The organism is Polyangiaceae bacterium, assembly GCA_016715885.1.
Taxonomy (GTDB): Bacteria; Myxococcota_A; Polyangia; order Polyangiales; family Polyangiaceae; genus Polyangium.
Genome location: JADJXL010000020.1, coordinates 850,012 through 870,555, shown reverse-complemented (window position 1 = coordinate 870,555; position 20,544 = coordinate 850,012). Strand labels below are relative to the sequence as shown.

At 58.9% G+C, this 20,544-nt stretch carries 12 protein-coding genes; 7 read left to right on the top strand and 5 right to left on the bottom strand.

Going from position 1 to position 20,544, the window contains the following annotated elements:
• Positions 1–5: 5 nt before the first annotated feature.
• Complete coding sequence (locus IPM54_28915; protein ID MBK9263812.1) at positions 6–818, bottom strand: DUF3592 domain-containing protein; 813 nt, start codon at positions 816–818, stop codon at positions 6–8.
• Between the two features lie 156 nt (positions 819–974).
• Between IPM54_28915 and IPM54_28910 the strand changes: the two genes are divergently transcribed.
• Both IPM54_28910 and IPM54_28905 read left to right on the top strand, forming a co-directional pair.
• Entirely contained in the window at positions 975–2,306 is a 1,332-nt protein-coding gene (locus tag IPM54_28910; protein ID MBK9263811.1) for a serine/threonine protein kinase, read from the top strand.
• Between the two features lie 35 nt (positions 2,307–2,341).
• The gene (locus IPM54_28905; GenBank protein MBK9263810.1) at positions 2,342–3,292 is read left to right on the top strand and encodes a hypothetical protein; all 951 of its coding nucleotides are present in this window, start codon (positions 2,342–2,344) and stop codon (positions 3,290–3,292) included.
• An 11-nt stretch (positions 3,293–3,303) separates the two neighbouring features.
• Here IPM54_28905 and IPM54_28900 read toward each other — a convergent pair whose 3' ends face one another.
• Complete coding sequence (locus IPM54_28900; GenBank protein MBK9263809.1) at positions 3,304–4,446, bottom strand: SUMF1/EgtB/PvdO family nonheme iron enzyme; 1,143 nt, start codon at positions 4,444–4,446, stop codon at positions 3,304–3,306.
• Positions 4,447–4,913: 467 nt separating this feature from the next.
• Entirely contained in the window at positions 4,914–6,164 is a 1,251-nt protein-coding gene (locus IPM54_28895) for a biliverdin-producing heme oxygenase (protein MBK9263808.1), read from the bottom strand.
• 147 nt (positions 6,165–6,311) lie between these two features.
• On the opposite strand from IPM54_28895, the gene IPM54_28890 reads away from it, so the two are divergent.
• Together IPM54_28890 and IPM54_28885 are read left to right on the top strand one after the other, a co-directional pair.
• Positions 6,312–11,849 carry an Ig-like domain-containing protein gene (locus IPM54_28890; protein MBK9263807.1) on the top strand — a complete coding sequence of 1,846 codons (5,538 nt, stop codon included), beginning with the start codon at positions 6,312–6,314 and terminating at the stop codon, positions 11,847–11,849.
• A 272-nt stretch (positions 11,850–12,121) separates the two neighbouring features.
• Complete coding sequence (locus tag IPM54_28885) at positions 12,122–16,792, top strand: DUF4215 domain-containing protein (protein ID MBK9263806.1); 4,671 nt, start codon at positions 12,122–12,124, stop codon at positions 16,790–16,792.
• A gap of 129 nt (positions 16,793–16,921) precedes the next feature.
• Here IPM54_28885 and IPM54_28880 read toward each other — a convergent pair whose 3' ends face one another.
• Together IPM54_28880 and IPM54_28875 are read right to left on the bottom strand one after the other, a co-directional pair.
• Positions 16,922–17,248: a DUF418 domain-containing protein gene (locus tag IPM54_28880; protein MBK9263805.1), complete on the bottom strand. Its 327-nt coding sequence runs from the start codon at positions 17,246–17,248 to the stop codon at positions 16,922–16,924.
• 78 nt (positions 17,249–17,326) lie between these two features.
• Entirely contained in the window at positions 17,327–17,992 is a 666-nt protein-coding gene (locus IPM54_28875) for a hypothetical protein (GenBank protein MBK9263804.1), read from the bottom strand.
• A gap of 129 nt (positions 17,993–18,121) precedes the next feature.
• Between IPM54_28875 and IPM54_28870 the strand changes: the two genes are divergently transcribed.
• The 3 genes from IPM54_28870 (at position 18,122) to IPM54_28860 (ending at position 20,530) form a co-directional block, all read left to right on the top strand.
• Entirely contained in the window at positions 18,122–18,382 is a 261-nt protein-coding gene (locus IPM54_28870) for a hypothetical protein (GenBank protein ID MBK9263803.1), read from the top strand.
• Between the two features lie 226 nt (positions 18,383–18,608).
• Positions 18,609–19,706, top strand: a complete 1,098-nt coding sequence (locus tag IPM54_28865; GenBank protein MBK9263802.1) for an AAA family ATPase — start codon at positions 18,609–18,611, stop codon at positions 19,704–19,706.
• Positions 19,697–20,530, top strand: a complete 834-nt coding sequence (locus tag IPM54_28860; protein ID MBK9263801.1) for a hypothetical protein — start codon at positions 19,697–19,699, stop codon at positions 20,528–20,530. Before IPM54_28865 ends, IPM54_28860 begins: the two co-directional genes overlap by 10 nt.
• Positions 20,531–20,544 lie beyond the last annotated feature (14 nt).

Genomic DNA, 20,544 nt, shown 5'->3' with positions numbered 1-20,544 from the left:
ACGACCTATTCGATCCACACCGTATTGACGACCGGACTTTTCGGATCGTAAAGCACCGTCACTTCGTCGTCGGGCAATGCTCGCTGGAGGATCATGGGATTCATGTTCGACAGTTTGCCCTTGTAGGCTTTGCCGTCGACATAGAATTCCCAAATGATTTCATAGGGGTGCTTGCCATTGATCTGGGTCGTCGTGTCCTCGCCTCGCTTGACGACGAGCCCCTTGATGGCGACGCCTTCACGGAATGCGCGAATTTCTCGTCGATTCGCGCGAATGACATAAAAGAGCATGGCGGCGCCAATGATGGGGAAGATAAAGGCAAATAGGGCGGCATAGCCCATCTTCGAGCTCTTCGTGCCCTTCATGCGTGACCACGATGGTGCCATTGGTACGATTTCAACTGGTACAGTCGCTCCAGCCGTCGCGACCGAAAGGATGCTGGCATCGAGCGTGTACGATTCGGCCTCATACTTGTCGCCAGATACGTCGTAACGATATTGGATCCCGACAGGGTGCGCGCCATTCACTTCGACGCTCGTGACGACGCGCGTAGCGACGACCGTGCCCGTCGCTGCTTGGCCGGTAGCCGTAATGGTAAGGTCGGTCAGGATGCCGCCGCCGAAGATGAAAATGAAAGGAATCCCAAGCGCCAGAAACACGGCCCCGATGATGCGTAACGCGTTTTGACCGCCCTGGTAGCCGAAAATCAGATCACGCGCGAGCGGCGTCGGGGTACGCGGCGCCGGAGGAACTCGATCGAAAGCCGCGCGATATCCTCCACGCCAATCGCCCGGATGAGGCGTTTGCGGCGTGTTCACGGCCGCACCTGCGAGCAAATTCCCAACATACGTAAGCGATACTCGAACTCGCCGCCCGTGAAAATGCCTTTCGCGCCACGATGACAAGAATCTTGTCCTGCTGCCCGATTCGCGTGTACAATGTCACGCCTGGCCCCACTTTGCCCCGAAATCCGGATGAGCGACTCGACGAATTCCACACTTCAGCCTGGTGATGTCCTGCTGGGCAAGTACCGCGTCGAACGAGTGCTCGGACAGGGCGGAATGGGCATGGTCGTCGCCGCTCGACACCAGCAACTGGGCGAACTGTTTGCCATCAAAGTAATGCTCCCCGAAGTTCTCGAGCATCCCGAGGCGCTCGAGCGGTTTTTACGCGAAGCACGGGCATCTGCGCGTCTTCGAGGCGAACACGTGGCCCGCGTGCACGACGTCGGAACCCTCGAATCCGGCGCGCCCTACATGGTTTTGGAATACCTGGAGGGAACCGATCTAGATAACGTTATCAGCTCACGCGGAGCGCTCGGAATCGGTGAGGCAGCATCGTATGTGTACCAAGCTTGCGAGGCGCTATTGGAGGCGCATGCGCTGGGAATCGTACACCGTGACTTGAAGCCGCCCAATTTGTTTATGATTCGACGTCCGAATGGCACGCCATGTATCAAAGTGCTCGATTTTGGTATTTCCAAGGAGCTCGGCGGGGACGCCATCAATCCGAAGCTCACGAAAACCGGCACGATCATGGGCTCGCCGCTGTACATGTCGCCCGAGCAAATGCTCGATGCCAAGGACGCGGATACGCGCAGCGATATCTGGTCGCTCGGCGTCATATTGTACGAGCTCGCGACCGGCAAGTTGCCTTTCATTGCGGAAAACATGACGGAAATCGTCGCGAAGGTGCTTTCGACGCAGCCGCTGCCGCCGAGCCAGGTTTGTCCTGGAATGTCTCCCGCGTTCGACGTGCTCGTGGGTCGATGCCTGGACAAGAACCGCGATACGCGATTTCAGACGGTGCAGGAATTCATGGCGGCCTTGCGGCCATTCGTGAACGAAAAGGACGTTGCAGGTGCGGGGGCTGCTCGCGACGGATCGTCGAGCATGGCGCAGAGTGCCGTTGGGTGGGGACAAGAGACGCTTGCGGCTGGTTCGCATGTCGTCGGAAATAGAACGGGGCGTTTTTCCAATCGAACGTGGATAGCGGCATCGGCGCTGGCTGCCGCTGTGCTGCTTGGCGGCATTGCCTTCGTCGCGACTCGACCAGCGGCGAATGAATTGACGACGCCGCCAGTGCCGACGCTGAATAGCGCCGCCATGGCGGATTCGGCCATTCCGTCCGCCGTCGCGTCTGCACCGCCGGCGGCGAGTGCATCGGCGGACGCGGCACCACCGACGATACCCGCGAAGACGACGGCGACGCCTGCGGTGCAAACGCCGGTCGTCAAAGCGACGGTGAGTGCGGCGCCTGCGTCGTCGACGACCAAGACCAAGAAAGTCAAAGGGTTCAACGATTGAATCGATTCACGTCGCCGCGAGAACCAGGCCGATCCATGAAGCGCCCGTTTCATTCGTTCGTTTTGCTCTTCGCCACGCTATTGCCCGTATCGGCGTTTGCTCAGCAGCCGGACGCGCAGGCGAAAGCAGAAGCGCAGAAGCTGTACGAGGACGGCGCGAAAGACATGGAGGTCGACGCGTATGCGCGGGCTTGTCCAAAATTCGAGGCTGCATTCAAAATCCTGCCCGATCACATTCGTACCGGGCTGACGCTTGCCGAATGCTGGGACAAATTCGGTCGTCCCGCGACGGCGCTCGGGGTGCTCGAACGCGTAGCGCCTTTGGCCAAAGCGCGCGGAGACAACGACAAAATGGCCGAAATCGACGGATTGATTGCCGATTTGAACAAGCGTGTTCCAAAATTGACCATTCGTGTACCGGATGCGTTGTCGAAGCTTCCCGGGTTCGCGATCACTCGAAATGGCACGCCGCTCCCCGCAGCTTCTTGGGGAACCGAGGTTCCACTGGATCCTGGCGAATACGAGGTCGAAGCGTCGGCCGTGGACAAACCTTCGTGGAAAACGATGGTCAAGCTCGAAACGGGCAACGCAAAAACCGTAGAGATTACGCCGGGTTGGGAAATTCCCAAAACGGATGCACCGCCCCCGCCGCCACCACCGTCAACGGGGCTGCGTACGGCAGGGTTCGTGGGATTGGGACTTGGCGCCTTGGGGCTCGGGGCATGGGGCGTGCTCGGTGGGTTGGCGATTTCTCGGAATTCGAGCGCCAATGGTCATTGCACGCCGGACAATATTTGTGACGATATTGGATTCAATGATCGGCGCGAAGCGATAACGCTCGGTCATGGAGCGACCGTGGGATTGATTGCGGGCGGGATCTTTGCGGCCGCGGGCGTGACGCTCGTGGTGCTTTCGCCGAGCTCGAAATCGAAAAGCACGAGCTTGTGGGTGAATCCTTCGGGGATGGGCGTTCGAATGACTTGGTAATGGTGGCTGGGTCAAGGAACGTTCCTTGCGCAGCGAAAGCCAATTTCGTCGGAGGGATAATCGTTCGGATCCTTCAGGTCCGGCGTGCTGTAGGCTCGAGCGAACGTTTGTAGCTCGATGGGCCCCCTGAACCAACTGCCGCCCCGGAGGACGCGATCCATGCTTGGACTGAGGTTCGCGCAGTTCGAGCAGCTTGGTGAATAAGGGGTGTTGTACCAATCGAGTGTCCATTCCATGACGCTGCCTGCAAGATCTGCGTGGCCAAAGCGCCCGTCGCCTTTGGGGGACGTCCAGCCGACGAATGCGATGTCGCCGATTTCGCAGGCCGCTTGATTGCCGTCGGCGGCGCAGTCGTACACGGTATAAGACGCGTCGATCATGCTCGACGAGGGCGGATCCGACCAAGGATAGATGCGCTGTTCATTGCCGCCCGCCGCCGCGTAATTCCATTCGGCTTCGGTCGGTAGGCGTCCCCCGTCCCACGCGCAGAAGGCGAATGCCACATACCAATCGACGCAATTGATGGGGAGCTCGTCATTGGCGCCTGCATTGGCCGACCAAGTGGGGTACGAGCAATTCGCCAGCGCATCCGTCAGAGCGGCCTGCGTTGCGGGCAAATACGTGTCCCAAGCTGCGTTCCACGCGCTCCCAGCGATGGTTGGATGTTGCCCGGCGTCCAGGTCGGGCCGGCTGCCTGGATATGCGTCGACGAATTTGCGGAATCGCCCGACGGTCACCTCGAATCGATCGAGCCGGAAATCATCTACTGTGGCGGGTGCGTCGGGGTTATTGCTGCGATTGTATTGTCCTCCTGTCACGACCGGCGATGCGCAGCAATACTCGTCACCGCCGGGACCGCATGTGGATGTGAGTCCAATGCAGCTCTGGGCGACGCAGGCCATACCCGCACACAACCCCGAAGCGCACTCCATATCCGCAGCGCAGGTGTTCCCATGCGATACCTTGCATGTGCCATTGTTGCAGACGCCCGACGCGCATTTCGTGTCGTCTGTGCAGGTTGCCCCGTCGCTCGTCAGGCAGACGATGTCACATTTGCCCGATTTGCACTCATTCGATTCGTCACATGGGCTTCCATCCGATACTCGACAGGTCATGTCGTGACAGATATCCGTCCAGCATTCGGCGTCGTCCATGCATGCGTCACCGGTAATCAACTTGCAGAATTGTTCGAAGCAGAAGCCCGATGCGCAGTCTTGATCGTTCTGGCAAGCGCCGAGCGTGGGCACTTTGCACGTGGTGTCGCATATCCCCGACATGCAATCCGTCGCATTCGAGCATGGAAAACCGGTATTCACTTTGCATTCGCCTGCGCCATCACATACATTCATGGTTCCGCACGACGTGCCTGCTGCAGCAGCTCGGTATTCGCACTTTTCATTTTCGCAGATGAATTTTCGACACGCCGTGTCGGAGGCGAGCTCGGGCTCGTCGATTCCCAGCACGGGCACGCATGCTGAAAAAAGCCCGAGGGTGCCGAGCAGCACGAAGCGCGTATGACGACGCAATGAAGCTTTTGGATTCGAGTGAAGCATGGATGGGACGGTACAAGAGGTGAGGGGCGAGGCGCAAGGGAATCGACGCACCGGCGGAAGTAACGCGGCTACCTCGCACGTTCCCGCGCCATACGAATCGTCGCGTGAACCGCCTCGATCCAGCGATCGGGAAAGCGGTTTTTGTCGACCATCCACGCCTCCACGCTCGGTACGGCGAGCGTGATACCCAGTTTTTCGTCCGCTACGGCCGCAGCGAGCAAACTGCCTGCTTCCGGCATCTTTCGACTCCATTCATCGCCCACGTGCTGCTCGAATGTCGACGCGCACGCGGCCATGACTTCGTCGTTCACGTGCGTTCGTCGCGCAGTCCCAAGGATTTCCGCTGCTCGTAGTAAACCATCGTAATTGCTCGCATTGTCTGGCACCGCTGCCACCAATTCCTCGTGCAATACGACAAGGTGACGTTCGAGCAACCATTGAGGCATACCGCGCGCAGACAAAACCTGACCAAGCCATGTGATTTGTTTTGCCATCACCGCGGGAGCGTGTCCTGCCAATGTCACGAGCCACGCGCTGTCGCTTCGCGTAAACCTTGCTCCACGCGAACCATAACGCCATTTGTAGTACGGATAGCGACTCCAGCTTCGCTCGCCTGCGCGCAACGCCGCATTGATCTCGCGTTCATCCTGCGGAACGCCGTGCCGCCCGGCTTCCCAATTGAGCGTTTGGACGAGCGCTGTTGGGTTTGTCGTATCGAACGGATAGAGCGCTTCGATGATACGCGCCATCGACGCAAATGCCTCGTTGGCTGCTTCCACGATGCGAGATCGCTCCGTTTCCCCAATGGAAGCTGCATTCATGCGCCTCCGGAATGACTTCCATGCGTCGCCTTCGTCGTCGTGACTTGATAGATAAGCGAGCCCATTCGAACCATGCAGCCCGAACGCGTGCGCGACCTGATTTTTCAAGACCGCGCCACCGAGCGTCGCGCCCGTGAATACATAAAGGTATCCGAGAAGTGAAAGGGGATCGACCTCGGCGCGTTGACGAATGCGTTGCGCAACGAGTTGTGCTCGGATAGCTGCGACCGGTGACTTGGGGATTTTTTGCGGCTGAAAAAAAGCGATATCACGTTGAAGTCGCGGCGTTTGTCGTATAGAATCGTCCCACACTTCGCGCACGACATCATCATTGGCACTTGCCGTCGCCTGCTCGAGACTCGAATGAATGACCAAGAGCGCGCCGAGAAAACCGACGTAACTCTCGAGCGGCAAGTTGCCGGCAGCCAATGCCGCGGCAAACGGGAGCAGCTCCGCGCGCCGATGCTCGACACGCGTCGCCTCGCGAAGACAATCCATGATGGTAACGCTCTGGCGCATGCTTCTGCGCCGGAAGGATACGCCGAGAAAGCCGAAATGGCAATCGTTCGAAGCTCTGCTGGATCGTGGTGTAGGAGCGGGCACTTTCTCGGAACTCCCGTCTCGGTTGCTTGTCCAAGTGGCCCCATGACTCGTCGCCGCTCGTCCGTGGCCTTGGTCCTCGTCACACTTCTGTCCGCCTGTTTGCCGGGGGCCACCGCAAAACCGCCCCAAGCTCCCATTCGCGGCGAGCTTGCACCGGGTCCCGCGCCCTTGTCCGTTCCCACGGAGGCCGGTCCTTTGCGCGTCGTTTTTGCGTCTCCGCGAGATAGCGCCCCTCATGCGTCGGAAATTGCCATCGTTTTCAATAAGCCCATGCGCGCCGTCGGCGCCGATCCGAGCGGCCCTGCATTGCCGATCGAGATGACCCCGAATGTTCCTGGAAAAACGAAATGGGTTGGCACGACCGCCATCAAATTCATCCCAGAAAAACCTTTTGCCAAGGCCACATCATTTCGGGTCGAAATTCCCAAGGGAATCAAATCGGCCGACGGCACGCAGCTCGACGAAGGGTTCACATTTTCATTCACGACCGAGCGGCCCGACATTTCCGGCAGCGAACCCGATTCGAATGCAATCGCCGTTCGACCCGACGCTCCGATCACATTGTATTTCAACCAGCAGATTCAAGCGTCCGAGGTGTCTCGAACGGTAACGGTCGTCGCAAACAAGAAAAAAATTCCCTTCGCAATTACCGAAATCGAGAAAGATCACGCCGTCTTGGCGCCTCGCACGCCGCTCCCGCGCGACACGGAAATCACCGTGCACATCGATTCGTCGCTGCGCGCAGCCGAGGGCGAATTGACGATGGGCAAGGCCAAAGAAATACGATTTCGGACGCTTGGGCCATTTGCCATTGCGAACGTCAAATGCACGCCGCATCCAACGGAAAAAGGAGCTTGCGATCCGAACGGGGACCACGTTGGCATGACCCTCACGACGCCCATTCCGTCGGAGCTTTTGGAACAAGCCATCACCATCGAGCCACCGACCGATTCGTTTTACGTGTATGAAATTGGTGGCGACGAAAATGGTCCGTCGGAGCTTCAGATCAATGCGAATTTCGAGCCAGGAAAAACGTACTCGATAGGTGTACGATCGTCGATTGCCGGTCGTCCATTGCGCGATGTCCACGGACAATTCTTGGGGGCGCAAAACAAGCGCAAACTGCGCTTCGGCAATTTACCTGCGGAGGTCACCTTTGGCGCCACCGGGATCTATTGGGCTGCCAAAAAGCACGTGCTCCCCGTAGGCGTGCTCAATGCCCCCGAAGCGACGATTTCCATGTTGCCCATTCGGCGCGACGAGCTACTCGAACGACTCGTTGGCCACAACAAAGATCTTACGGCATTGAATGGAGCAAAACAACGTATCGTGCCTGGAGGCAAGACCAACGAAAGCAATTGGCAGCGCATTCTAGTGGACGATTTGTTGCCCACGCCATCGACCAAAGGCCCGATCTTGGCGCGAGCTTCGTTTCGACCGGCGGGCACATCCGAAGTTGCCGTCGTCGAGCGTGAAATGCAATTGACCGACATTGGCATGTATACCAAAACCTCGCCCGATGAAGCGGTCGTGTGGGTGACGCGCCTTTCGAGCGGTTCCGCCATCTCGGGCGCGCGCGTCGATTTGTACGAATTGCCCGCGAAAGGCCAAGCGAAGCTGCTTTCGACGTCTCGAGTGGATTCGACGGGGCTATCGCTCGTGCCCGTTCGTCTGGGAGAACCGAGGCCCGATCGGCTCGCAGTCGTGGTCGAACACGGCGACGATTGGGCATATCAAACGATCAAGACGCAGCGTCTTGCGGAACCCGTGGGAAAACTCTTTACCGGTCGAGGTATCTATCGTCCCGGTGAAAGTGTTGAAATCAAGGGCCTCGTGCGGCTTCCCGTGACGTCGGGTCTCATTACACCCAAAGAAGGCGAAGTCATCGTACGAGTGACGGATTCGAGCCATCATGAAATTGCTCGAGCGCGCCGAGCGTTTTCGCGTTTTGGCACATTTTCTGCCGAATTGCCCATTCCTGCGGATGCGCCGCTTGGACTTTACCACGTCGATGCCAAGTTCGCCCGAGGACGCTTGCGCTCGCGTTTTTCGGTCGATCAGTATCGGCCGATCGAGAGCAAAGCGTTTGCTTCATGGGACAAGGACGCATACTTCGAGGGCGATCGTTCGATATGCGTCGCGCGCGGAGAGCACTTGTACGGCGCGCCGATGGCGGGAGCGACCGCTAAAATCGTCGTCAATCGTGGGTACGGTTCGTTCAGCATTCCAGGGCTCGATCATTTTTCCATTGGAATGCACGATGCCGGTCCACGAAACGCTCGAATCGCCCAGGCTTCAGGGCAGCTCGATGCCAAGGGCGCGTTTTCTCTGCCGGTGGCTGCGGCGTTGCCCGGCCAAGTCACCACCGAAATGATTACGTGCCAAGCCGAAATCATGGACCTCGACAGGCGCGTTCAAATCGCTGAAGACAGCGCCATCGTGCATCCCGCCGACGTGTATGTGGCACTTGCAAATCCAGAAAATTATTGGATTGATCCAGGCAAGATTATCGAGCCAAAAGCGCTCGTGGTCACGCCCGCGGGGGAACGTCGCGTTGCGCCCGTGCATATCGAAATGCTTTATCACACGCGGAAAGACGATCGGTCGTTTGAAGATCGGCTGCTCGCGTCGTGCGACGTGACGTCCGGACAAACCCTGGTGGGATGTTCGTTTCAAACGCCAAAGGAGGATCCTGCGCCCGAAGACGAAATCATCATTCGCGCCACGACGAAGGACAGCAAGGGCCGCACCGTGGCTTCGTCGTATGCGCATCGCATCGAAGCATTGCCCACGCCGGCAAAGCCCGCTGCATCCGGAGCGAATACACCACCACCGCCACCGCCACCGCCGCCGGTCGAAGTGGAGCCACCGAGATTGAGAATCGATATGGAGTCGTGGCTCGAGGTCGGAAAAACGGCTCGGGTGAAGCTGTCGTCGCCATTTCAAGAAGCCGCCAAAGCCATGGTGACGTTCGAACGGGAAGGAATCATTTGGCGGCGCGCTTTGGAGCTCGCGCCCGCTGGCACGATTACGGTGCTGGACGTGCCCGTGACGCCGGCCATGATGCCGAATGTTTTGGTCACGGTAACGGCGATATCGAAAAACGATGTGAAAACGGACGAGGCTCACGTAACCGTCGACGCGTCACCGCGGAAATTGCAAGTCGATGTGCGTACGGGAAAAATCAGAACGGAACCCGGTGATACGCTGGATGTCGACGTCATCGTGACGGACGCTGCGGGAAAACCCGCAAGCGGCGTGGAAGTGACGCTCTGGGCGGTGGACGAAGGGTCGCTCATGTTGACCTATTATCGAACGCCGAATCCCTGGGAGGCGCTGTTTTCCAATCGTGATTTGCTCGTGCGGTCGACGAATGCGCGAGACGAGCTATTGACGACGTGGATGGGACGTCACCGCGTAAAACCGCCGCAAGTGCGCATGGGTGCGACGTCCGTTGGTTCGCGTCGAGGTGATTTCCGACAAACCGTGGCATTTTTGCCGGATCTCGTGACGGGCGCGAATGGCCGCGTAAAACGAAAAATCAATTTGCCCGATGGGCTCACGACGTATCGTTTCATGGCCGTTGCCGTCGCGGAGGACGATCGGGCGGGATCGGGCGATGCACAAGTGCAAACGTTCAAGCCTTTTATGGCGCGTCCTACGCTTCCGCGGGTGATTCGAGCGGGAGACGAATTCGAAGCGTCGGTGGTCCTTTCGACGATTGATCTGCCCGATGGCAAAGCGACGATTGCGGCGAATGCGAAGGGCCTTTTCTTTCGAGATTCCGGGCGCAAGGTCGTCGACGTGGGGCCGGATGCACCGGTCGAAGTCAAATTCCCCTTGCGCGCGGACCGCATTGGAAATGTGGCGTTTTCCGTGGATGCGTCGTATGCATCCGGTCGGCAATCTCATTCGGACAACGTCGATTTGCAGCACCAAGTGCTCTCCCCAGCGTTGCTCGAAACGGTTGCGGTATCAGGAGAAACATCTCGAGCCATTGCTGAACGAATTGCGAATTTGCCCGGAATTCGCAGCGATGCGGGAGGGCTGTCCGTGAAGCTTTCGCCGTCGCCCCTCACGGGCATGGTATCGGGCCTCGAGCAGCTCGTGGACTATCCTCATGGGTGTACGGAACAAACCGTGAGTCGTTTGGTGCCGCTCTTGGCGCTGCGCGACATTGCCGACGCATTTCAAGTTTCGCTTGGGCCGACCGGGCGAGGCGGCAAGCAAAAGACGGTGCCGGAGGCGCTCCAAAATGCGGTCGATTCGGTGCTCGCCAATCAAAAACGCAATGGTGGATTCGGCCTATGGGCAACGTCTGAATGGACCGATCCTTGGGTAACGGTGTATGCCCTGTGGGGTTTGTCCCAAGCATCTCGGCGAGGGTACGTCGTGCCAAAAGATGCTTTGGATCGCGCGGTGAAAGCCATGGAACCGATGTTCGACGCGATTGGACCCGATGCCGACACGCTCTTGCTCGAGCGTGCAGCATTCGGCCTGGATGTGCTCGCATCGATGGGTCGCGGTAACGAACCAAAAATGAAGGCGCTTTTTGCTGAAAGGGGGCGTCTTTCCATTGAATCACGAGCGCTCCTGTTGCACGCCTATGCGACGGCCTTTTCCGAGGCACGAAACGAGATGGCTGCCTTGACGGCGGATGTCTCCGCTGCAATTCGGCTAACGGGGACGGGCGCATACGTGGAATCTGGTGGCACCCGTAATGCATTTGGTTCGGACATCGTCGCAACCGCGATGGTGCTGCGAGCGATGGTAGCCGTCGACAAGGCATTTGCGGTCGCACCGAGGCTTGCGACCTATTTGCTGGAGGCTCGAGCTTCCGGGAATTACCCCACCACCCACGATGCTGCATGGGCGCTTTTGGCGCTCGATGCGTATCGCAAGACGCTGCCCGAACCCAAACAAAACTTTGATGCGCGGGTTTTTTTGGGAAATGGATTGCTCGCCGATGTGCACTTTGCGGGCGAAGGACTACGAGGCAAAACGATTCATGTTCCCATGCAGGACGTGATGAAAGCGGCGGGCGGACCGCTCACGTTCGAGGTCTTGGGAAGTGGGCGACTTCATTACGATGTGGAGCTTTCGTTTGCGCGGACGGACATGCCGGCCGAAGCTGTGGATGCAGGGTTTTTCGTGACGAAAACATTGCAGCGCGTGTCGGAATTCGGCGAATCGACGGCGGCGGTTCAGAAAGACGAACCCACGTTCGTGCCCGGGGAAGTCGTGGTTTGTGAAATCGAGGTCGTGACGCCTTCGCCGCGTTCGTTCGTGGTGCTGGAGGATCCCATTGCTGGAGGATTCGAGGCGGTATCGATGGATTATCGTGAGGGTGGAGCGTGGCTAGCGCAACTCGAGGCATCACCGGCCGATCGTCGCGAAAAACGAGATGACCGAATGGTGTATTTCATCGATGCATTGCCGGCGGGCATTACGCGCTTTCGGTACTTGGTGCGAGCGATGCACACGGGCAGGTTCCATGCGCCGCCGACGCGGGTGGAACAAATGTACGATCCGACCATCTTTGGGCATACTGCTGCGATGCATGTGCGTGTGGGCCATTGAGCTAAAGGGGTAGGCCCCGGTCGCGGTCCGAATTTTCGGACACTTGCGGGACCCCGAACTCGCCCGCTTCGCGGGCTCAAACAGCGGGGCCCCCCCGCGCAAGTGCCCGAAAATTTGGACCACGACCTCGATTCGAACTTGCTTTGGCTTGTTTCTTAGGGAGAGGGCGTTGTCCCATTGATGTGGCTGGCCGTTTCGACTAGGGTGCTCGTTGCCTTCCGCGGACAAACCTCGTGCGCGGAACGGCGGGACTGTTTTCCAGGAGTGCAGCCATGTCGAAGCGTGCGAGTCCGCTCGCGTTACCTTTTGCGCTGATCATTGCGGCGCTGCTCCTGATCGTCGGTATGCCGCAAGCAGCTTTCGCGGCCACGACGATTCCAGGTGGCAACGTCAACAACCAAACTTGGACGCTGGCCGGTAGCCCGTATCTCGTTCAAGGCGACATCACCGTTCCAGTGGGATCGACCCTTACCATTCAAGCTGGCGTTGACGTGCAATTTGCAACGTCGGACGCCTTGGCAACCGGTCGGAGTACGACGAGGGTCGAAGCGACCATTCGAGGCAACCTCGTCATTCAGGGGACGGCCGCAAATCCCGTGACGTTCAGGACTCTCAATGCCGGTGCAAGCAACTGGTACGGCATCGTCGTCGACAATGCGGGTGCCTCTTTGACGACGACGAACCTCGTCGTGCAAAATGCCACGTACGGCATTTTGGTGAGCGACGCATCGCCGACGATCGACGGCTTGACGGCGATTGGCAATCAGTACGGCGTGTATTACGAACGCGCGGGCGGCGGAGACATCACCAATGGGCTCTTCCGAAGCAATACGCTGGCGGGCGTCTACATGGCGACGTCGAACAATTCGATGGCAACGGTGTCCATCAATCAATCGACGATTCATGCCAATGCGAGCTATGGCGTCTATGCCGAATCGACGACCGGTTCCACCGCCACGATGAACGTGACCAATTCGATCATCACGCAGCAGCAATATGGCGTGTATCGATACACGTTCAGCGGATCGACGACCATTTCGGTCACGTATTCGGACGTGTGGGGCAATTCGAGCAACAACTATTCGGGCGTGGCGGCAGGTGCGGGGAGCTTTTCGGGCAATCCGCTGTACGTGACGGCTCCGACGAATTTGCGCATCACGTCGAATTCACCGTGTCGATTCGCGTCGAGCGGCGGCACGGATATCGGAGCACTCCCGTACACGGGCGATGAAACCACGGCGCTCGTGGGCGTTTTGTGGACCAATACGACGCTCGGCTTGGCAGGATCGCCGTACACCGCGACGGGCGATCTGACCGTGGCGCCCGGCGTGACGCTGACCTTGGATGCTGGCGTCACGCTGCGTTTTCCCACGAACGACGCCATGCAATCGAATAACAACGTCTCCCGCTCGGAGCTCATCGTGCAAGGTTCGTTGAAATCGAACGGCACAGCGGCTCAGCCCGTGACGATCCGTTCTTCGACAGTGGGCGCTGCAAATTGGTGGGGCATCGACATGCGTCAAACGTCGACGAACAACGTGTTCAACAACATCGTCGTGAACGACGCGACGTATGGCGTGCGCATTTCGGAGGGCACGTTCAACATCGATGGGCTCACGGCAAGCGGCAATCAATATGGCGTGTACTTCGAGCGCGCTGGGGCCGGAACCATCTCGAACGGTCTGTTTCGAAGCAATACGCTCGCGGGCGCTTACATGGCGACGTCGAACAATTCGTCCGCCACGGTGTCGATCAATCAGTCGACGTTTCATTCGAACGCGAGCTACGGCGTGTACGCAGAATCGACGTCCGGTTCGTCGGCAACGATGAACGTGACGAATTCGATCATCACGCAGCAGCAATATGGCGTGTATCGGTACACGTTCAGCGGCTCGACCTCGATATCGGTCACGTATTCGAACGTGTGGGGCAATTCGAGCAACAACTATTCGGGCGTCTCGGCGGGCGTGGGCTCCTTCTCGGGCAATCCGCTCTACGTATCGGCTCCGACGAACCTCCGCATTACGTCGAACTCGCCGTGCCGTTTCGCGTCCAGCGGAGGAGGCGACATTGGAGCCCTTCCGTATGCAGGCGATGCGACCCCGGCGCTCGTCGGCGTGCTCTGGACCGATACCACGCTCAATTTGGCGGGTTCGCCGTACACGGCTACGGGCGACATCACGGTGGCTCCCGGTGTCACGTTGACCCTGGATGCAGGCGTGACGCTGCGTTTTCCGACGAACGACGCCATGCAATCGAATAACAGCCTCACCCGATCGGAGCTCATCATCAAGGGCACGTTGAAGTCGAATGGAACGGTCGCTCAGCCCGTGACGATTCGTTCTTCGACCACCGGCGCGGCGAATTGGTGGGGCATCGACATGCGACAGACGTCGACGAACAACGTCTTCAATGGCATCGTCGTGAACGACGCGACCTATGGCGTACGCATTTCGGAAGGATCGTTCCCCATCGATGGGCTCACCGCGCACGGCAATCAATACGGCGTGTATTACGAACGCGCCGGCGCCGGAAGCCTGACCAATGCGCTGCTTCGAAGCAATACCTTGGCAGGCGCGTACATGGCCACGTCGAACAATTCGGCGGCCACCGTGTCGATCACCAACGCGACCATTCATGCCAACGCGAGCTATGGCGTCTATGCCGAATCCACGTCGGGATCGACCGCGACGATGAACGTGAAAAACTCGATCATCACGCAGCAACAATACGGTGTCTACCGCTATACCTTCAGCGGATCGACATCGGTTTCGGTCACGTATTCGAACGTCTGGGGCAACTCGAGCAACGACTATTCGGGCGTGACTGCGGGGACGGGCAGCATATCGTCGAACCCGCTCTACGTATCCGCTCCGACGAACCTGAAGCTGCAAGGATCGAGCTTCTGCATCGACGTCGGCACTGCGACGGGCGCTCCGAACAAGGACATCGAAGGCACCCCAAGGCCCCTCGATGGCGACGGCATCGGCGGCGCCGCGCACGATATGGGCGCTTATGAATATGCCATGGCTTCGGTATGCGGCGACGGCATCCTCGGCGCGGGCGAAACGTGCGACGACGGCGCGCAAAATGGCCAATACGGCAAATGCAACAGCATGTGCAACGGCCCAGGGCCTTTCTGCGGTGACGGCATGACCAACGGCCCCGAGCAATGCGACGACGCCAATGGCGTGAACACCGACGGCTGCCTGAATACATGCGTCACAGCGACCTGCGGCGACGGATTCGTTCGTAATGGCGTCGAAGAGTGCGACGACGGGAACATGATCAACACCGACGCCTGCGTCATGGGCTGCACGAATGCAACTTGCGGCGATGGATTCGTGCAAATGGGCGTCGAGACGTGCGACGACGGCAATATGTCGAACACCGACACGTGCACGAATGCCTGCGAAGCGGCCATTTGCGGTGACGGATACGTGCAAGCAGGCGAGATGTGCGACGACGGAAATACGTCGAACACCGATGCTTGCTTGAATAGCTGCTCGAATGCAACCTGCGGCGATGGGTTCGTCCGAACGGGCGTCGAAGAGTGCGACGACGGGAACATGATCAACACCGACGCGTGCGTCATGGGCTGCATGAATGCAACCTGCGGCGACGGGTACGTGCAATCGGGCGTCGAGCAATGCGACGACGGAAACACGAACAACAACGACATGTGCTCGAATATGTGCGCTTTGGCGGGTTGCGGCGACGGCGTCGTGCAAGTCGGCGAAGAGTGCGACGACGGCAACATGAACAACGACGACGCATGTCTCAATACGTGTGCCAATGCAACCTGCGGCGACGGGCACGTGTACGCGGGCATGGAGCAATGCGACGACGGCAATACGAGCAACACCGACGCTTGCTTGAACACGTGCACCAATGCAAGCTGCGGCGACGGGTTCATTCGTATGGGCTTCGAGCAATGCGACGACGGCAATACGAGCAACACGGACGCTTGTTTGAATACCTGCGTCAATGCGAAATGCGGCGACGGTCAGGTGCAAATGGGCGTCGAGCAATGCGACGACGGCAACGTGAACAACACGGACGCCTGCTTGAATACGTGCATCAATGCGAGCTGCGGCGACGGGCACGTGTACGCCGGCATGGAGCAATGCGACGACGGCAATGCAAGCAATGCGGACGCGTGCCTCAACCAATGCGTCGACGCGAGCTGCGGTGACGGATTCGTTCAAACGGGCGTCGAACCATGCGACGACGGCAATGCCAACAACACCGACGCCTGTCTCGTGGGTTGCGCTTTTGCCACGTGTGGCGATGGCCATGTGCAATCCGGCGTCGAAGCATGCGACGATGGCAACATGGTCGACGACGATGCGTGTCGCAACAATTGCTCATTGCCCGGTTGCGGCGATGGCGTGGTCGGTCCGGGTGAAATGTGCGACGATGGAAACACCGACAACACCGACGCATGTCTCAATACGTGCTTGTCGGCAACCTGCGGTGATGGGCACATTCAATCGGGCGTCGAAGAATGCGACGACGGCAACCAAGTCGACACCGACAATTGCGTGAGCGGCTGCAAGAATGGCATCTGCGGCGACGGTTTCGTCAAAGACGGCGTCGAAGCATGCGACGACGGCAATGTCGAGGTCGGTGACGGCTGCAGCGACACCTGCACGACCGAGGGTCAAGGTGGCGCTGGCGGTGGCGGCGGAATGGGCGGCGCCGGCGGCGCTGGCGGCATGGGCGGCGCTGGAGGCGGCGGAATGGGCGGCGAGGGCGGCATTGCAGGCGCTGGTGGAGCCGCTGGCGAAGGCGGTTCCGGCGGCGCACCCACCGATCGCCCGGTCGATAGCGGCGGCTGCGATTGCCGCACGGCCCCAGGTACCGACAATGACGCGGGCGCCATTGCATTCGTCCTCGGCGCGCTTGGCATTGCCTTCGTGCGCAGGCGCAAGGCTGCCTGAAATGCCGAGCCTCTCCGGCTCCCCCTCTCCACGTAGCGGCGAAGCCGCGAAGCTGGAGAGGGGGTCGGGGGGTGAGGCGCCGGATGACGATGGCGATTTGGTTACTCTCCGAAAAACCTACCGCGATATTCAGCGCCGAATCGGTTGCATCGATCCGTACGTGACCGATCGCCAGACCCATTCCACGGGGCCAAAGCGAAAATGTCGCAGCCAAACGTGGCTCCACGCAATCTGCAGCGCGAACACGCTGAGCGGCAGGTACAGTGTCGTCCGCAGGCCAATGTCACCAATCGCGCCGAATCCGACGCCGTAATAAACAATGATTGCTAGAATGCTTTGGCTCAGGTAATTCGTCACAGCCATTTGCCCGGCAGGGCCGAAAATGGCCAATTTGTCGCGCCACCACGGCCGCTCCGTAAGCAGCGTGAGCGCTGCGACATAAAACGCCGCGAGAATGGGAAGGGGGACGTCGAGATTTTCCCGTGCGGGTGTCTGCGCACGTCTCGGTCGCCGACGTAAAGGTGTGAGCGTGTTCTATTCTTCGCCGTCGTCTGCTGCTCGTGAATACTTGCGCCAAGGCAGCGTAAACGCCGAAGACTTTTCGCGATCCTTCAATTCGGTCAAAATCGCGCCGAGCTGGGCTTCGCGCGCTTGAGCCAATTCGGACTTGCAGAGCGTCAATGCCACGTTGCCGCTGCGAAGCGCCGCCTGCGTCTTGTCCTCGGCCTTGTCGGCCTCGTGAAATTCAGCCAATTCCTTTTTGAGGTTTGCGAGGAACGCGACGCGGATAGGGTCATTCTCGGGGAGCGCCTCGAGGTTCGCGACGGCGATATCGGCGCGCGCTGCGAAGCTATCGGCACGCATACGCTTCAGGATCGATGGCGCATCAGGGAGGATCTTCGCGACATCGTAATTCTTCGCGCTCATCGTGCGACGCAATTCGGTGTACACGTCGACGACATCGAGCTTTTCGGCATTCTCGATTGCGCGCGCGCGGAGCTGGTCGTCTTCTGCGGCTTGCAGCGCCGCGAGCCGCGCATCGATTTGTGCGACGATGGCATTGGCTTCATTTCCAATGCCGACGAGCGCCGGATGACGCGTGCCGAGCGCTATGCACATCGCTCCGCGCCACACGAAATCCGCTCGAAAAGCATAGATCGGCGTCTTTTCGGTGTAGGACTGGTAAGTATTTTTGGCCATGAGTATCGCCTCGCCTTTCTACGAACTGTGGACGACGATACTGGGCACGACGGTGGCGAGTCAAGAATTTTGTATGCGAAAGCTGTGAGGGGCCCGTTGGGTCAAGCGCATCGGGGAGGGCATCCGCCGATGGCATTGCAACGCCTGGTTTTGCCTTTCGCGATGCCGCCGATGCCGTCACAAGCGTTTGCAGCGGCAGGTGTGCATGCGCGTGCGTTGCAACAAGCGCTTGTGACGAAAGGTGTGCATGCGCGAGCGTTGCAACAAGCGCTTGTGATGACAGGTGTGCATGCGCGGGCGTTGCAACAAGCGCTTGTGATGACAGGCGTGCATGCGCGCGCGTTGCAACAAGCGCTTGCAATGGCGTCGGCGTCATCGCGCCTGCCGTGACAAGCGTTTACAGCGGCGGGCGCGGATGAAATGGATCAGGGCGCGTGTTGCAGTGGGTGCTGACGATGTCGTCGACGGAAGGCAACATGCATGCGTTCGGATGCTGGCTTCGTCGATGAGCGACTGAGAGCTGGGGACCTGTCCGAACGGAACGGCGGGAAGAATTCTTGTCGCTCGACGAGGGATGATGGTACAGCATCGGACCACAATCGAAGCACGGTGCGACATGCGACTGCGACGCGCGCGAGTAGAGCGATTCAAGAAGTTCGAGCCGCCGGGGATCGAAATCGACTTTCGAAACAAGGCTTTGGGCGAAATAGCAGACGAATATTTGATTCTTGGGGACAACGCGTCAGGAAAGACGACCATCCTTCAGGCGATTGCCCTCACGCTCGCGCTTGCGCAACGCAAAGTTCAGGATTTCCGTGAGTTTTCGTGGACCGGATGGGTCGCGGACAGGTTTCTCGCGCATGGCGATCCCGTTGTCGAGCTCGAGGTGGAGTTTGACGCGGACGAGCTCGAGGCCACGCAAGAAGCTGCATCGCGGTGGTGGGACGCTACGCATCCAACGGGACGGACAGGGTTTGTGTCGCCCGGCGACAGCGAGCTGGTTACGCTGCGTCTCGAGGGCGCTCGGGTACGTACGCTCGGCCCTGAGAACGAGATATTTCAATTCCAGGGACGCTCCTATGCGGCGAGCGGAGCGAAGATGGATAGGAGGTTACGGGATCTATTTCCTCGGCTGCCGGGCGTTTTTTGGTACGACCAGTTTAGAAACACGGCGAGCTCCATTGCGCGTGAGCGCGATCAGCGGGGGATTGCCGTTGGGACCGAGCTCCCTTATTATCTTGGCATTGCGCAGGTCGAGGAGAATTTAAAAGAATGGTACAGTATGCGCGAGCAGCGTGGGCCGCATCCGAAGGCGGATTTCTTGGGCCAAATCGAAGCGCTTTACAGCAAAGCTTTTCCTGGTCATACGTTTGCGGGGCTCGAGCCCATTTATGATGGTCCGACGCCGGGAAAGACGCGTTTCATCCTCAGTGACGGATCACATACGTACGCGCTTGCGGAAATGTCGTCGGGAGAGCAAGCCATTTTTCCGATCTTGTTTCAATGCGTGAAGCAGCAGATTCACCGTTCCATCGTCATCATTGACGAAATCGACTTGAACTTGCATCCGCCGCTGGCGCAGTTGCTTCTTGGGCTGTTGCCGATGCTCGGTGAAAAAAACCAATTCATTTTCACGACGCATTCGAGATCCGTGTCGTCGCTCGTCAGCCCTCACACGATTACACGTCTTTCGGAGGGTAACCCGTGCCTGTGACTGAACTGCTTTGCGAGGGCAATGCTCACGGCCCGGATGTTCGCTTGTTGAGCATCATTCTTCGAGGGGCTGGGCTTGCGGTCACACCAAGCGGAGGGAAGGACGGATTTCCCAACACGGTCATTGCTTGGCGTCATAGCAACCCGAACGTATGCGCCTTCAAGGATAATGATTTCCCGAGGAAACCGCTTGGCTGGGTGCCGCATCCCGTATCCAAAGCTTTGGAATGGCAAGTCAAGCGCGACGATGGGCATCACATGGTCGGCTGGATGTGGGGTCGTAAAGAAATCGAGAACTATTTCATCGATCCTGATGTTCTTGCTCGCGCGTTCGGATGGGACGATGCAAAGAAGGCAGGATATTTGGCATTGCTCGAGCGCATTTTCGATGACCTGGCTTGCGCGACCGCTGCGCGCATGGCGCTCACGGCTTGCGCACCCTTGCGGAATCGCGTCGATACGAAGGTGCCGCTCAATGATTCACCGGAAGAATTGGAGCGTCATCTCACCAGGATTGCGCACGACCATAGCACCAATACAGCCCTCGACGGACAAAAATTGCTCGATGCATTCCATCAACTGCTACCGCAATGTCGTCGTGGTGGGATTTTTCGTGATAATGCACTGATGGTATTCGCTGGGAAAAATATCCTCGCGAAGATGCAGCAGATGTCGGGAATGGATGCGGCGCTCAAGGATGTCGACAAGCTCATCGAGCGAGTGCTCCAGAGTCTCAAGGATGATTCGGCGCCCCACGAATGGCTGCTCGAATGCACCGCGATTCGCGAAGCTGTGATGACGTGGAGTCCGGCTGCGCGACAATAGTTTCGCCGACCATC

Excerpts from the sequence above, each read along its gene's own strand:
- IPM54_28895 (MBK9263808.1), bottom strand. The coding sequence starts at position 6,164 with ATGGATTGTCTTCGCGAGGCGACGCGTGTCGAGCATCGGCGCGCGGAG.
- IPM54_28900 (MBK9263809.1), bottom strand. The coding sequence starts at position 4,446 with ATGGACGACGCCGAATGCTGGACGGATATCTGTCACGACATGACCTGT.
- IPM54_28885 (MBK9263806.1), top strand. The coding sequence starts at position 12,122 with ATGTCGAAGCGTGCGAGTCCGCTCGCGTTACCTTTTGCGCTGATCATT.
- IPM54_28870 (MBK9263803.1), top strand. The coding sequence starts at position 18,122 with ATGGCATTGCAACGCCTGGTTTTGCCTTTCGCGATGCCGCCGATGCCG.
- IPM54_28875 (MBK9263804.1), bottom strand. The coding sequence starts at position 17,992 with ATGGCCAAAAATACTTACCAGTCCTACACCGAAAAGACGCCGATCTAT.
- IPM54_28910 (MBK9263811.1), top strand. The coding sequence starts at position 975 with ATGAGCGACTCGACGAATTCCACACTTCAGCCTGGTGATGTCCTGCTG.
- IPM54_28890 (MBK9263807.1), top strand. The coding sequence starts at position 6,312 with ATGACTCGTCGCCGCTCGTCCGTGGCCTTGGTCCTCGTCACACTTCTG.
- IPM54_28865 (MBK9263802.1), top strand. The coding sequence starts at position 18,609 with ATGCGACTGCGACGCGCGCGAGTAGAGCGATTCAAGAAGTTCGAGCCG.
- IPM54_28905 (MBK9263810.1), top strand. The coding sequence starts at position 2,342 with ATGAAGCGCCCGTTTCATTCGTTCGTTTTGCTCTTCGCCACGCTATTG.